Genomic DNA, 13,603 nt, shown 5'->3' with positions numbered 1-13,603 from the left:
GAGCTGCGCTTGTGCGCCCATGACGGACGTGTCCCCATGCATCTGCATGGGGAATGGCGTGCGGAATAGGAGGAGCTCGCGGTGGCCCGGGCCACGTACCCTCTTCTGTTGTGCCGAACGCCAACGAAGAAACGTCCAGTGCCCTGAGCCAGGTGCAGCACCGCGCGGTGAGTGAACTGTTGCGGGTCGCTCCTGTCGCCGACGACCTCGCCCGCCGCTTCCAGGAGGCCGGGTTCTCACTCGCCCTCGTCGGCGGCTCGGTACGGGACGCGCTGCTGGGCCGGCTCGGCAACGACCTGGATTTCACGACCGACGCCCGCCCCGAGGACGTCCTCAAGATCGTGCGCCCGTGGGCAGACGCCGTCTGGGAGGTCGGAATCGCCTTCGGCACGGTCGGTGCCCACAAGGACGGCTACCAGATCGAGGTGACCACCTACCGCTCCGAGGCCTACGACCGCACCTCGCGCAAGCCCGAGGTGTCGTACGGGGACTCCATCGAGGAGGATCTCGTCCGCCGTGACTTCACGGTGAACGCGATGGCGGTGGCCCTGCCGGAGAAGGAGTTCGTCGACCCGCACGGGGGGCTCGAGGACCTCGCGGCGCGTGTGCTGCGTACTCCCGGCACGCCGGAAGAGTCGTTCTCGGACGACCCCCTGCGGATGATGAGGGCCGCGCGCTTCGCGGCTCAGCTCGGTTTCGAGGTCGCCCCCGAGGTCGTCACGGCGATGACGGAGATGGCTGGGCGCATCGAGATCGTCTCGGCGGAGCGGGTGCGGGACGAGCTGAACAAGCTGCTCCTCTCCCAGCAGCCGCGCACGGGCCTGACGCTGCTCGTCGAGACGGGCCTCGCCGAACGCGTGATGCCCGAGCTGCCGGCTCTGCGCTTGGAGCGTGACGAGCACCACCGGCACAAGGACGTCTACGACCACTCGCTGATCGTCCTGGAGCAGGCGATGGCCCTGGAGGAGGACGGCCCAGACCTCACCCTGCGCCTTGCCGCTCTCCTACACGACATCGGCAAGCCGCGCACCCGTCGATTCGAGAAGGACGGCCGGGTCTCGTTCCACCATCACGAGGTGGTCGGGGCGAAGATGACCAAGAAGCGCATGACGGCTCTGAAGTACTCCAACGAGCTGGTGAAGGACGTCTCACGTCTGGTCGAACTCCACCTGCGCTTCCACGGCTACGGCACCGGTGAGTGGACGGACTCGGCGGTCCGCCGCTACGTCCGTGACGCCGGTCCGCTCCTGAACCGCCTCCACAAGCTGACCCGCTCGGACTGCACGACGCGCAACAAGCGCAAGGCGGCGGCTCTGTCGCGTGCCTACGACGGGCTGGAGGAGCGGATCGCCAAGCTGCAGGAGCAGGAGGAGCTGGACTCGATCCGTCCGGACCTCGACGGCAACCAGATCATGGAAATCCTCGGTGTGGGTCCCGGCCCGGCCATCGGCCGCGCCTACCAGCACATGCTGGAGATGCGCCTGGAGAACGGGCCGATGGAGCATGACGCTGCGGTGGCCGCTCTCAAGGAGTGGTGGGCCGGGCAGGAGAGCTGAGGCTGTGAAACGAGGTCATGTTTCACGTGAAACATGACCCCCTTTGCGGCCAGGCGTCCTGGCGGAGACAGACCGAGGGGCGGTGTTTCACGTGAAACACCGCCCCTCGTCACGTCTGCCTACTTCTTGTAGTCCTTCAGGCAGAGCAGGAAGTCCTTGCCGTCACCGCTCTCGGTGTACGTGTACTGGAAGTCCTTGGCCTCGGCCTCGCACTTGCTGGAGGCCAGCGTCTGCGTGAGGTACGAGCCCTCGATCTTGGCCAGCACCTTGTACTGGGCCTTCGCGTCGCTGCACTCGACGACCTCGAGGTCCGGGTTGTTGTCGCTGGTGCTGCCGCGGTGCATGCAGTCGCCGACAGCCGCCGTGTTGGCGTCGTCCCGGCTGGTCACGTAGCCGACGATGGCTATGGTCGCCACGGCTATGACGACCGCGATGTTCTTGATCGTCTTGAAGCTGAGCTTGCGGCCGGACGGCTGCGGGGGAACCGGAGCGTACGGAGCGGCGCCCTGGGGCGGGAAGCCGGGCTGTCCGGGCTGCTGGGGGTAGCCGCCTTGGGGCGGGACCGGAGCCTGGGGTGCAGCCGCGGGCTGGCCCTGTGCGAATGGATTGCCCTGGGGCGGCGGAGTAGTCACTTGGGGGTCCCCCTAGAACATGGTGAGTGACGCGAACATGTCGCGAGATAAGACCCACGTAAGGTAGCGGTCCGCACTGACAACGCAGTAGCCAGAAGTGGCTCTGTGTCATTGATGTGACACTTACTGGCGGCCAAAACGGGCCATAGCTACAGCTACTGCCGCGTAGATAACGGCGATCGTGATCACCAGCGGGACGGACCGGCCGTCCGGCGGCAGCATCACGGCGGCCACGGCGGCCGCGCCGACGAAGGAAACGTTGAAGAGGACGTCGTAAACCGAGAAGATCCGGCCACGGAACCCGTCCTCGACGGAAGACTGGACGATGGTGTCCGTGGCGATCTTCGCGCCCTGGGTGGTGAGCCCCAGGACGAAGGCCGCGGCCAGCAGCGGAGCGGTGGCGAACGGCAGTCCGAGCGCGGGCTCCAGCAGCGCCGCGGCTCCCGCGCACACGACGATCCAGCGGCCCGGTCCGAGCCGCCCCGCGCTCCAAGGGGTCACCACGGCAGCCGCGAAGAACCCGGCGCCGGAGAAGCCCAACGCCAGTCCCAGCAGGGCGAGTCCGTCGTCCGCGGTCGAGGTGAGCGCGTACCGGCACAGCATCAGCAGCATGACCAGCAGGGCGCCGTAGCAGAACCGCATCAGCGACATCGCCGCGAGCGCCCAGGCGGCCTCCCGGCGCTGCGGCGCGGCCAGGTGACGCACGCCCGCCGCCAGGTCGCGGGCGGTGCCCGTGAGAGCCGTTCCGATCTCCTCGCGTGGCAAGGGCCGGTCAGGGCCGAGGAGTTCCCGCGCCATGCTCAGCGATGCGAGCGCGGCGCACAGATACAGCCCGGCTCCCACGAGCACCACCGCGGCGTCCGAGTCCGCCACCGCCAGGCGCACGACGAAGGCGAGTCCGCCGCCCGCGGTCGCGGCCAGCGTCCCGGCCGTCGGGGAGAGGGAGTTGGCGATGACCAAACGGTCGGCGTCGACCACACGCGGAAGGGCGGCGGAAAGGCCGGACAGGACGAAGCGGTTGACGGCGGTGACACACAGGGCCGAGACGTAGAAGAGCCAGTCGGGTGCCGGACTGAGGATCAGCAGGGCCGTCACAAGGGCCAGCAGAGCACGCAACAGGCTGCCGAACAGCAGGACCTGACGGCGCCTCCAGCGGTCCAGCAGAACGCCGGCGAAGGGGCCGACGAGGGAGTACGGGAGCAGCAGCACGGCCATCGCGGAGGCGACACCGGCCGCCGAGGTCTCCTTCTCCGGCGAGAAGACCACGTACGCGGCGAGCGCGACCTGGTAGACGCCGTCGGCACCCTGGGACAGCAGACGTACGGCGAGCAGGCGCCGGAAGCCCTGGAAGCGCAACAGGACGCGCAGGTCACGGACGACGGCCATGGGGCCCAGCCTCACATACGGGGAGGGTCCCCGGGTCGTACGACCCGGGGACCCTCACAGCCCTGGCAGGAGCGACTGGTTGCGGCGCCTCAGCGCTCGACCTCACCCTTGATGAACTTCTCGACGTTCTCGCGGGCCTCGTCGTCGAAGTACTGCACGGGCGGGGACTTCATGAAGTAGCTCGACGCGGAGAGGATCGGACCACCGATGCCGCGGTCCTTGGCGATCTTCGCGGCGCGCAGGGCGTCGATGATGACGCCGGCGGAGTTCGGGGAGTCCCAGACCTCGAGCTTGTACTCCAGGTTCAGCGGGACGTCACCGAAGGCACGGCCCTCGAGGCGGACGTAGGCCCACTTGCGGTCGTCCAGCCAGGCGACGTAGTCGGACGGGCCGATGTGAACGTTGCCCTCGCCCAGCTCGCGGTCGCGGATCTGGGAGGTGACGGCCTGCGTCTTGGAGATCTTCTTCGACTCGAGGCGGTCGCGCTCGAGCATGTTCTTGAAGTCCATGTTGCCGCCGACGTTCAGCTGCATCGTGCGGTCCAGGACGACGCCCCGGTCCTCGAACAGCTTCGCCATCACACGGTGCGTGATGGTGGCGCCCACCTGGGACTTGATGTCGTCACCGACGATCGGGACGCCCGCCGCGGTGAACTTGTCCGCCCACTCCTTGGTGCCGGCGATGAAGACCGGAAGGGCGTTGACGAAGGCGACCTTGGCGTCGATGGCGCACTGCGCGTAGTACTTCGCCGCGTCCTCGGAGCCGACGGGCAGGTAGCAGACGAGGACGTCGACCTGCCGGTCCTTGAGGACCTGGACGATGTCGGCCGGCTCCTCGGCGGACTCCTCGATGGTCTCGCGGTAGTACTTGCCGAGACCGTCGAGGGTGTGGCCGCGCTGCACCGTGACACCCGTGCTGGGGACGTCGCAGATCTTGATGGTGTTGTTCTCGGAGGCGCCGATGGCGTCCGCCAGGTCGAGACCGACCTTCTTGGCGTCCACGTCGAACGCGGCGACGAACTCGACGTCGCTGACGTGGTAGTCGCCGAACTGGACGTGCATCAGGCCCGGCACCCTGGACGCCGGGTCGGCGTCCTTGTAGTACTCGACTCCCTGCACCAGCGATGCGGCGCAGTTGCCCACACCGACGATGGCTACGCGAACCGAACCCATGGCGGTTGCTCCCTGTGTGTACGAGTGAGGCCCTGAGTGGGCTCTCACGTGGCGGTGTCGTCGGGCGTATCCGGCCGGGGGTCGTCCCCCGGCCGGGGCAGGACGCCCGACGCTCCAGATGTGGTGTCACGCGATGCGGGCTCTCCTGAGGCCGGACCCTTGAGGTCCCGCCCCGCCCGCTCGCTCTCGATGAGCTCGTTCAGCCAGCGCACCTCACGCTCCACGGACTCCATTCCGTGGCGCTGGAGCTCGAGCGTGTAGTCGTCGAGGCGCTCCCGGGTCCGGGCCAGGGACGCGCTCATCTTCTCCAGCCGCTCCTCCAGCCGGCTGCGGCGACCTTCCAACACGCGCATGCGGACATCGCGTGAGGTCTGTCCGAAGAAGGCGAAACGGGCCGCGAAGGTTTCGTCCTCGTACGCGTCGGGCCCCGTCTGCGAGAGCAGCTGCTCGAAGTGCTCCTTACCCTCCGCCGTCAACCGGTAGACGATCTTGGCGCGGCGCCCCGCGAGGGGGGCGGCGAGGGCTTCCTCGGGGGTACTCCCGGGTTCCTCGATCAACCAGCCGTTGGCGACCAGCGTCTTGAGGCAGGGGTAGAGCGTCCCGTAGCTGAACGCACGGAAGACGCCCAGCGACGTGTTGAGCCGTTTACGCAGCTCATAGCCGTGCATCGGAGACTCGCGGAGCAGGCCGAGTACGGCGAACTCGAGGATCCCGGAACGCCGGCTCATCGTCGCCTCCTCTCGCCGCGGTGCGCATGTATCGGTCCGATGTGTCGGACCGATGTGTCGAGCTGATGTATCGACTCGATACATCACGACGATAGAACGGCCTTCCGGATGCGACAAGAGGGGGCCCGGTGACCGGGATCACATCACCGATTCATCGGACACGAGTTGCCTGATTTGAGGTGAACTTCGGGGCTCGGCAGGTTTTGGTGGTGCGTAGTCTGTGCGCCATGCACATCACCGGGAACCGAGTGACGCCTGAGAGCGTCGTCGTCTTCGGTGCAGTACGGGTGCATGCGGGACCGATGAATGCGGAGCCGACCGCATCCGTACTTCGGGGGGACCGGAAACTAGCCGCCGTTTCCAGGCGCGCAGGGGTGCGCCTGCCCGAGGAGTAGTCGTTCGATGAGCGAGCACCGTCGCAAACCGCCGCAGCCGCAGGGAGGCGGACGTGCCGCGGCCCGACGCGGCCAGTCCGGCTCGTCCCCCGGCCGCCGTGCGGCACCGCGAGGCGCCACCGGGTCTCCGTCCGACTCCTATGGGTCGGACGCTTTCGACTCAGGGGGTGAGGAGCGTCAGTACGGCGGCCGTGCCGAGGCCCGCCGTGCTGCGCAGAGAAGTACGGGGGGCAGCCGCCGCAGAGCGGCCGAACCGACTCGAGGTGGCCGGCGTGCCGCCCCCGGCGGGCCGAACGGGCCCGGCCGGGGCAGAGGCCGCGCCGCCGCTGTTCCCGACAAGAACCGGCTGATCGACTATCCGCGGGCCGGCAAGTACGGCTGGCAGCGCTGGATGCCGTCGTGGAAGCTCGTCTCCGGCCTGTGCATCGGCTTCTTCGGCAGCCTGGTGGCCGTGGCGGGCATCGGCTACGCCATGGTGGGCGTTCCCAACGAGGAGAACGCGGCCGCGCTGTCGCAGAACAACGTCTACTACTGGGCCGACGGCAGCCAGATGGTCGCGGCGGGCAGCGGGCAGAACCGGCAGAACGTCACGATCGACCGGATCCCCAAGGCCATGCAGTGGGCGGTGATCTCCGCCGAGAACAAGAGCTTCTACCAGGACAAGGGCGTCGACCCCATGGGCATCGCCCGGGCCCTGGCGAACATGGCCCGCGGCGGTAACACGCAGGGCGGTTCGACGATCACTCAGCAGTTCGTCAAGAACACCTACCTGAGCCAGGAACAGTCGCTCAGCCGTAAGTTCAAGGAGATGTTCATCTCCATCAAGGTGGGCACGAAGGTCTCCAAGCCGGTGATCCTCCAGGGCTACCTGAACACCTCGTACTACGGCCGCGGCGCGTACGGCATCCAGGCCGCCGCCCAGGCCTATTACGGCAAGGAAGCAAAGGACCTCCAGCCGAGCGAGTGTGCCTTCCTTGCCGCTCTTCTGAAGGGGCCGACGTACTACGACCCCGCGGGTAATGACGGCATCGACAAGACGGCGACCAGCGAGGCCAACACCAAGCGTTCCAAGGCCCGTTGGGGCTGGATCCTCGAGCAGATGCACAACGACAAGAGGATCACGGACAAGCAGTACCAGGACGCGATCAAGAAGTACCCCATGCCTCAGGACCGCAAGGCGTCCAAGGGCATGACCGGCCAGATCGGCTACCTGGTGGACACGGCCAAGAAGTACGTCCTGAACCACTCCAACATCTCCGAGAAGCAGTTCGACCTGGGCGGCTACCAGATCAAGACGACCTTCAAGAAGGCCAACGTCGAGGCGCTGGCGAAGGCCGTCAAGAAGGTCGAGAAGGAGAAGCTCGACCCGAAGAACCGTGAGCTGGACAAGCACGTCCAGTTCGGCGCGGCCTCGGTGAAGCCCAAGGACGGCGCCATCGTCGCGCTCTACGGCGGCGCGGGGTACGAGAACGGCCACTTCAACAACAACGCTGACACCTCGGGTGTCCCCGTCGGTTCGACGTGGAAGCCGTTCGTGCTCGCCGCCGCGATGGAGCACGGCACTTATCGGAGCGAGGGAGCCGGGGTCTCGCCCCTGAGTAAGTACAACGGCAACGACCATCTCAAGGTCAGGAACAACGACGGCACCTATGTCCTGAAGAAGGACAACACCCCGTTCTTCCAGGAGAACGAGAGTGACCACCCGTGGGGGTACATCTCCCTGCGCAAGGCGATGGAGCAGTCGGTCAACACGCCGTTCGTGCAGCTCGGCATGGACGTGGGGATGAGGAACGTGCGGGATGTGGCCGAGAAGTCCGGCATCCTGGACGCGAGCTTCGCCACGCTCAACCCGTCGTTCGCGCTCGGTACGTCGACCCCCAGCGCGATCCGTATGGCCGACGCCTACGCGACGTTCGCCGCATCGGGTAAGCAGGCCGCCCCGTACTCGGTGACCAGCGTCAAGTTCAACGGCCGGGGGGTCGAGGGCTTCGAGAAGCCGAGGATCACGCAGGCCATGCCCGAGAAGGTGGCCAACAACGTCACCGACACTCTGGAGAACGTCATCCAGAACGGTACGGGTAAGAACGCGCTGGCCCTGGGTCGTACGGCGGCCGGCAAGACCGGTACCACGGACGAGAACAAGTCCGCCTGGTTCGTCGGCTACACCCAGCAGCTGTCGACCTCGGTCGCGATGTTCCGCGAGGATCCCAAGAGCGCCAAGCTGCTCTCCATGAACGGCACGGCGGGGGAGGAGTCCATCCACGGTGGTGACACTCCCACGCAGGTGTGGACCGAGTACATGAAGGCGGCACTGAAGGGCGTGACCGACATCGGCTTCCCGGACGCCGAGAAGATCGGCGTGATCCAGGACGAGCTGGGTGCTCCGTCGCCGAAGCCGACGCCCAGCGTGGAGCCCAGCGAGACCGTGACCGAGTCGCCGAGCCCCACGCCCACGGAGAGCTCGAGTCCGTCGCCCACGCCGAGCAACACCTGTGGGTTCTTCGGATGCGAGAACGACGGTGGCACGGAGAACGGTGGCACGGAGAACGGCGGGACCGACGGAGGCGTGTCCTCCCCGCCCGCACCGACCGACACAACCGAGAACGGCGGCAACACCAGAGGCAACGGCAACGGCAACGGAGGCATCTTCGGAGGCCCCGAGGGATAGCCGCAGTCAGATCGCCCGGCTTGGGTGTTTCACGTGAAACGCGAAGGTGTTTCACGTGAAACAAGGGCCGCCGTCCCCCTTCGGGTGCGGCGGCCCTCGGCGTATTGCCAGACTCGTACGGCAGGATGTGCGGCATGGCCAGTGCAGAATCGACGCAAGCGAGCGTCCATGAGCGGGAGCCGGTGCGGCCGACCAAGGAGGACGAGGTCGCCGCAGCCGGCAGCGAGCTGATCGGCGGTCCGCTCGGGCGGCGTGCCCTGCTCGGGTCGTCCTGGTGGACTCCCGTGCGGGTGATCGCGCTGGTGGCGATCGGCATGTTCGCCCTCGGCCTGGTCCAGAAGGCGCCCTGCTATGACGGCGACTGGTTCTTCGGCGCCAGCTCCCAGTACACGCACGCGTGCTACTCCGACATCCCCCACCTCTACCAGGGGCGGGGCTTCGCTGATGGGCTCGTGCCGTACTTCGACCGGCTTCCCGGCGACATGCAGTATCTGGAGTACCCGGTGCTCACCGGTGTCTTCATGGAAGTCGCCTCCTGGCTCACGCCCGGCAGCGGCACCATCCAGTACCAGGAGCAGTGGTACTGGATGGTCAACGCCGGAATGCTCATGGTGTGTGCGGCGGTCATCGTCGTCTGCGTGACCCGCACCCACGCCCGGCGTCCCTGGGACGGCCTGCTGGTCGCCCTGGCGCCTGCCGCAGCGCTGACGGCGACCATCAACTGGGACCTGCTCGCCGTGGCTCTGACGGCGGCGGCGATGCTGATGTGGTCACGTGGCCGTTCCCTCGCGTTCGGCGTCCTGCTGGGGCTGGCCACGGCCGCCAAGCTCTACCCCTTCCTGCTCCTCGGGCCGCTGATGGTGCTGTGCTGGCGCGCGGGCAGGTGGCGGGAGTTCGGTACGGCTCTGGGCGGCGCCATCGTCGCCTGGGTCGTCGTGAACGGGCCGGTGATGCTCTTCGCCTTCGAGGGCTGGTCGAAGTTCTACACGTTCAGCCAGGAGCGGGGCGTCGACTTCGGCTCCTTCTGGCTGATCATGGCCCAGAACTCGGACGATCCGCTCAGCACCGACACCGTGAACACACTGGCCACGCTGCTGATGCTGGTGTGCTGTGCGGCCGTCGCGGCGCTCGCACTGATCGCCCCGCGCCGCCCACGCTTCGCCCAGCTCGCCTTTCTGATCGTCGCGGCGTTCATCCTCACCAACAAGGTCTACTCGCCGCAGTACGTCCTGTGGCTGGTGCCGCTGGCCGCTCTCGCCCGGCCGAAGTGGCGGGACTTCCTGATCTGGCAGGCCTGCGAGGTGGCGTACTTCCTGGGGATCTGGCTGTACCTCGCGTACACGACCAGTGGAGACGCCCACAAGGGGCTGCCCACCGACGGCTACCACTGGGCCATCGGCCTGCATCTGCTCGGGACGCTGTACCTGTGCGTGATGGTCGTGCGCGACATCTTCATGCCGGACCGGGATCCGGTGCGGCGTTCCGGCGACGACGACCCCTCGGGCGGAGTGCTCGACGGCGCCGAGGACGTCTTCGTTCTCGGTCCGGCGGCCCGCCCCCGGAAGCACGTGGCCGATGCCCAGTTCGACGGGCCGCCGGTCGAGTGGGGCAAGCCGGGCCCCACGGGTGGTTCGCTCTGAGCGAACGGCGCGCGAGGTCGTAGCCGGGAACGCCGAAGGCCGTACACGGGACACCGTGTACGGCCTTCTTGCTGCGCTGCGAGGGTGCGCGTCGCGCGACGGTCAGCGGTCCATGATCCGGTCGAACTGCGTGGTGGTGTGCCGCAGATGGGCCACCAGCTCATCGCCGACCTTCGGCTCGGGCGCGTCCGCCGGCACGAACAGGATCGAGACCTGCATGTGCGGCGGCTCCGCGAACCAGCGCTGCTTGCCGCCCCAGACGAACGGAGAAAGGTTCCGGTTCACCGTCGCGAGGCCGGCGCGGGCGACGCCCTTGGCGCGCGGCATGACGCCGTGCAGTGCCTTGGGGGCCTCCAGACCCACTCCGTGCGACGTACCGCCCGCCACGACCACCAGGAAGCCGTCGGAGGCCGCCTTCTGCTGCCGGTAGCCGAAACGGTCGCCCTTGGCGACACGCGTGACGTCCAGGACCGCGCCGCGGTACTCGGTGGCGTCGTGGTCCCCCAGCCACAGGCGCGTGCCGATACGGGCACGGAAGCGGGTCTGCGGGAACTGCTGCTGGAGTCGGGCGAGTTCCTCGGCCTTGAGGTGGCTGACGAACATGGTGTGCAGGGGCAGCCGGGCGGCACGCAGCCGGTCCATCCAGCCGATGACCTCCTCGACGGCGTCCGAGCCGTCGGTGCGGTCCAGCGGCAGGTGGATGGCGAAGCCCTCCAGGCGGACGTTCTCGATGGCGGCGTGCAGCTGCGCCAGGTCCTGCTCGCTGATGCCATGGCGCTTCATCGAGGACATCACCTCGATCACCACACGGGCACCGACCAGGCCGTACACACCGTCTATCGACGACACCGAGCGGATGACCCGGTCCGGCAGCGGCACCGGCTCCTCGCCCCGCCGGTAGGGCGTCAGCACCAGCAGGTCCCCGCCGAACCAGTCCTTGATCCGGGCGGCCTCGTACGTGGTTCCGACGGCGAGGACGTCCGAGCCCAGCCGTGTGGCCTCCTCCGCCAGCCGCTCGTGCCCGAAGCCGTAGCCGTTGCCCTTGCAGACCGGTACGAGGCCCGGGAACTGCTCCTGCACGTGCTTGTGGTGCGCACGCCAGCGCGCGGTGTCGACGTAGAGCGTGAGCGCCATGGCCGGACCTGGAACCTTTCTCGCGGTGCCGTGAATCGGCGGTTGCCGTGTGTCAGAGGTATAGAAGCACTGAACGGGACATCAGCGGCGCGACATGTAGATGTCGAGCGCCTTGTGCAGCAGCTTGTTCAGCGGGAAGTCCCACTCGCCGAGGTACTCGGCCGCCTGGCCGCCGGTACCCACCTTGAACTGGATCAGACCGAAGAGGTGGTCGGTCTCGTCCAGCGAGTCGGAGATGCCGCGCAGGTCGTAGACGGTGGCGCCGAGCGCGTAGGCGTCGCGCAGCATCCGCCACTGCATCGCGTTCGAGGGGCGGACCTCACGGCCGATGTTGTCGGAGGCGCCGTAGGAGTACCAGACGTGCCCGCCGACGATCAGCATGGTCGCGGCCGACAGGTTCACGCCGTTGTGCCGGGCGAAGTACAGCCGCATGCGATTGGGGTCCTCGGTGTTGAGGGCCGTCCACATGCGCTGGAAGTACGACAGCGGGCGCGGCCGGAAGTGGTCGCGCACGGCCGTGATCTCGTAGAGCCGCTGCCATTCCTCGAGGTCCTGGTAGCCGCCCTGGACGACCTCGACACCGGCCTTCTCGGCCTTCTTGATGTTGCGGCGCCACAGCTGGTTGAAGTTCTTGTGGACCTCTTCCAGGGAGCGGTTCGCCAGCGGCACCTGGTACACGTAGCGGGGCTGGACGTCGCCGAAGCCGGCGCCGCCGTCCTCGCCCTGCTGCCAGCCCATGCGGCGCAGCTTGTCGGCGACCTCGAAGGCGCGCGGCTCGATGTGGTCGGCCTCGATGTCGCGCAGGCGCTTGACGTCGGGGTTCTGGATGCCCGCCTTGATGGAGGGGGCCTCCCAGCGCCGGATGATCACCGGCGGGCCCATCTTCACGGAGAAGGCGCCCTGCTGCTTCAGGTGCGCCAGCATCGGCTCGATCCAGTCCTGCAGATTCGGCGCGAACCAGTTGATGACCGGGCCCTCGGGCAGGTAGGCGAGGTAGCGCTTGATCTTGGGAAGTTGCCGGTAGAGGACCAGACCGGCACCGACCATCTCGCCCGTGCGGTCGTCGAACCAGCCGAGGTTCTCGGAGCGCCACTCCGCCTTGACGTCAGCCCAGGCCGGGACCTGCATGTGGCTCGCCGAGGGCAGGCTCTGGATGTAGGCCAGATGCTGCTCGCGACTGATGGTCCTCAGGGTCAGGCTCATTTCGGGGCGCTCCTCGGGCTGGTGTGTCCCCATGGGTACAGGGGCTCCGGCTCTCGCGCGAAGCCTACTGCGCCTGGGAAGCGCGCCGGTTGGGCGTACCTGACCTTCGCCCCGGCCCGAGGTCGGCCGGGGCGTGACCCGGTGTTCAGATGAGGGGTGCCCTGGCGTCAGCCGATGAGACCGCCGTGCGCCATGCCCAGGAAGAACCCGACGCCCGATGCGCCCAAGCCGAGGATCAGGCCGAAGCGCTCCCGGGTCGTCACCGAGATCCACTGGCCGTACGCGCCCGTGAGGATGCCCACGAGACCGGCCCAGGAGCTGAGCAGATGCAGGTCCTCGTCGATGATCGCCGAGAGGAACGAGGTGAGGCCCAGCACCAGGGTCACCGCGAGCAGCGCGTCCTGGAGGGGATGGGGCTTGCCGTCCGAGGCGAAGAGGCCGCCGGCGGTGTTGGGTCGCAATGCCTGTGCCATAGGGCACCTCCTGCGAAAGTCGGCGCATCGTAGCGCCATACACACCCGATGTGTACAGATTGGCTGCCCTGGCGGCCGGATTTCAACCGCAAGCCGCTGTGCGGGTACTCTGTACCGTCCGCACCGGTGTCTGTCCACGTCATGGCAGGGGCTTCTCGCCAGAAACCCCGACTGTCAGTGGTGGCCGATACCGTTGCTACGCATCACAACCCTCCTGCCACGGAACGACCGTGGCCGCTGAGTCCAAAGGAGGTGGGTTCCACATGCGTCACTACGAGGTGATGGTCATCCTCGACCCCGAGGTCGAGGAGCGCGCTGTCTCTCCGCTGATCGAGAACTTCCTCTCTGTCGTCCGTGACGGCGGCGGAAAGGTCGAGAAGGTCGACACCTGGGGCCGTCGTCGTCTCGCGTACGAGATCAAGAAGAAGCCCGAGGGCATCTACTCGGTCATCGACCTGCAGGCCGAGCCTGCGGTCGTCAAGGAGCTCGACCGCCAGATGAACCTGAACGAGTCGGTCCTCCGGACCAAGGTCCTCCGCCCCGAGACCCACTGAGCTTCCCAGCTCAGCTGATCCCGGGATTCGAGTAGCAAGCAGCCAGAGCAAACCCGCCGAGA

11 protein-coding genes are annotated in these 13,603 nt (G+C 67.5%); 4 read left to right on the top strand and 7 right to left on the bottom strand.

Going from position 1 to position 13,603, the window contains the following annotated elements; genetic code table 11:
* Window positions 1-110 precede the first annotated feature (110 nt).
* The gene (locus IE153_RS16845; RefSeq protein ID WP_189590496.1) at window positions 111-1,556 is read left to right on the top strand and encodes a CCA tRNA nucleotidyltransferase; all 1,446 of its coding nucleotides are present in this window, start codon (window positions 111-113) and stop codon (window positions 1,554-1,556) included.
* 119 nt (window positions 1,557-1,675) lie between these two features.
* On the opposite strand, the gene IE153_RS16840 is transcribed toward IE153_RS16845, so the two are convergent.
* From IE153_RS16840 to IE153_RS16825, 4 genes are all read right to left on the bottom strand, one after another.
* Entirely contained in the window at window positions 1,676-2,188 is a 513-nt protein-coding gene (locus tag IE153_RS16840; RefSeq protein ID WP_189590495.1) for an LppU/SCO3897 family protein, read from the bottom strand.
* Window positions 2,189-2,311: 123 nt separating this feature from the next.
* Window positions 2,312-3,574: an MFS transporter gene (locus tag IE153_RS16835; RefSeq protein ID WP_189590494.1), complete on the bottom strand. Its 1,263-nt coding sequence runs from the start codon at window positions 3,572-3,574 to the stop codon at window positions 2,312-2,314.
* 89 nt (window positions 3,575-3,663) lie between these two features.
* The gene (locus IE153_RS16830; RefSeq protein ID WP_189590493.1) at window positions 3,664-4,746 is read right to left on the bottom strand and encodes an inositol-3-phosphate synthase; all 1,083 of its coding nucleotides are present in this window, start codon (window positions 4,744-4,746) and stop codon (window positions 3,664-3,666) included.
* A 44-nt stretch (window positions 4,747-4,790) separates the two neighbouring features.
* Window positions 4,791-5,474, bottom strand: coding sequence for a PadR family transcriptional regulator (locus IE153_RS16825; RefSeq protein ID WP_097217877.1), 684 nt, complete (start codon window positions 5,472-5,474; stop codon window positions 4,791-4,793).
* A 402-nt stretch (window positions 5,475-5,876) separates the two neighbouring features.
* On the opposite strand from IE153_RS16825, the gene IE153_RS16820 reads away from it, so the two are divergent.
* Both IE153_RS16820 and IE153_RS16815 read left to right on the top strand, forming a co-directional pair.
* The gene (locus tag IE153_RS16820; protein WP_229829019.1) at window positions 5,877-8,537 is read left to right on the top strand and encodes a transglycosylase domain-containing protein; all 2,661 of its coding nucleotides are present in this window, start codon (window positions 5,877-5,879) and stop codon (window positions 8,535-8,537) included.
* Between the two features lie 125 nt (window positions 8,538-8,662).
* Window positions 8,663-10,177, top strand: coding sequence for a glycosyltransferase family 87 protein (locus IE153_RS16815; RefSeq protein WP_189590596.1), 1,515 nt, complete (start codon window positions 8,663-8,665; stop codon window positions 10,175-10,177).
* A gap of 102 nt (window positions 10,178-10,279) precedes the next feature.
* On the opposite strand, the gene IE153_RS16810 is transcribed toward IE153_RS16815, so the two are convergent.
* The 3 genes from IE153_RS16810 to IE153_RS16800 form a co-directional block, all read right to left on the bottom strand.
* Window positions 10,280-11,311, bottom strand: a complete 1,032-nt coding sequence (locus IE153_RS16810) for an alanine racemase (protein ID WP_030847092.1) — start codon at window positions 11,309-11,311, stop codon at window positions 10,280-10,282.
* An 81-nt stretch (window positions 11,312-11,392) separates the two neighbouring features.
* Entirely contained in the window at window positions 11,393-12,514 is a 1,122-nt protein-coding gene (gene femX / locus IE153_RS16805; RefSeq protein ID WP_142161973.1) for a peptidoglycan bridge formation glycyltransferase FemX, read from the bottom strand.
* 167 nt (window positions 12,515-12,681) lie between these two features.
* Window positions 12,682-12,987, bottom strand: a complete 306-nt coding sequence (locus IE153_RS16800) for a hypothetical protein (protein WP_189590491.1) — start codon at window positions 12,985-12,987, stop codon at window positions 12,682-12,684.
* 263 nt (window positions 12,988-13,250) lie between these two features.
* Here IE153_RS16800 and rpsF point away from each other — a divergent pair, with 263 nt between their 5' ends.
* The gene (gene rpsF, locus IE153_RS16795) at window positions 13,251-13,541 is read left to right on the top strand and encodes a 30S ribosomal protein S6 (RefSeq protein ID WP_030847098.1); all 291 of its coding nucleotides are present in this window, start codon (window positions 13,251-13,253) and stop codon (window positions 13,539-13,541) included.
* Window positions 13,542-13,603: the final 62 nt, after the last annotated feature.

Origin of the sequence: Streptomyces massasporeus, assembly GCF_014648995.1 — a bacterium.
In the GTDB taxonomy this organism is placed as follows: domain Bacteria; phylum Actinomycetota; class Actinomycetes; order Streptomycetales; family Streptomycetaceae; genus Streptomyces; species Streptomyces massasporeus.
This window is presented reverse-complemented; position numbering and strand designations above follow the sequence as displayed.

Excerpts from the sequence above, each read along its gene's own strand:
- IE153_RS16800 (WP_189590491.1), bottom strand. The coding sequence starts at position 12,987 with ATGGCACAGGCATTGCGACCCAACACCGCCGGCGGCCTCTTCGCCTCG.
- femX (WP_142161973.1), bottom strand. The coding sequence starts at position 12,514 with ATGAGCCTGACCCTGAGGACCATCAGTCGCGAGCAGCATCTGGCCTAC.
- IE153_RS16810 (WP_030847092.1), bottom strand. The coding sequence starts at position 11,311 with ATGGCGCTCACGCTCTACGTCGACACCGCGCGCTGGCGTGCGCACCAC.
- rpsF (WP_030847098.1), top strand. The coding sequence starts at position 13,251 with ATGCGTCACTACGAGGTGATGGTCATCCTCGACCCCGAGGTCGAGGAG.
- IE153_RS16820 (WP_229829019.1), top strand. The coding sequence starts at position 5,877 with ATGAGCGAGCACCGTCGCAAACCGCCGCAGCCGCAGGGAGGCGGACGT.
- IE153_RS16825 (WP_097217877.1), bottom strand. The coding sequence starts at position 5,474 with ATGAGCCGGCGTTCCGGGATCCTCGAGTTCGCCGTACTCGGCCTGCTC.
- IE153_RS16815 (WP_189590596.1), top strand. The coding sequence starts at position 8,663 with ATGTGCGGCATGGCCAGTGCAGAATCGACGCAAGCGAGCGTCCATGAG.
- IE153_RS16835 (WP_189590494.1), bottom strand. The coding sequence starts at position 3,574 with ATGGCCGTCGTCCGTGACCTGCGCGTCCTGTTGCGCTTCCAGGGCTTC.
- IE153_RS16830 (WP_189590493.1), bottom strand. The coding sequence starts at position 4,746 with ATGGGTTCGGTTCGCGTAGCCATCGTCGGTGTGGGCAACTGCGCCGCA.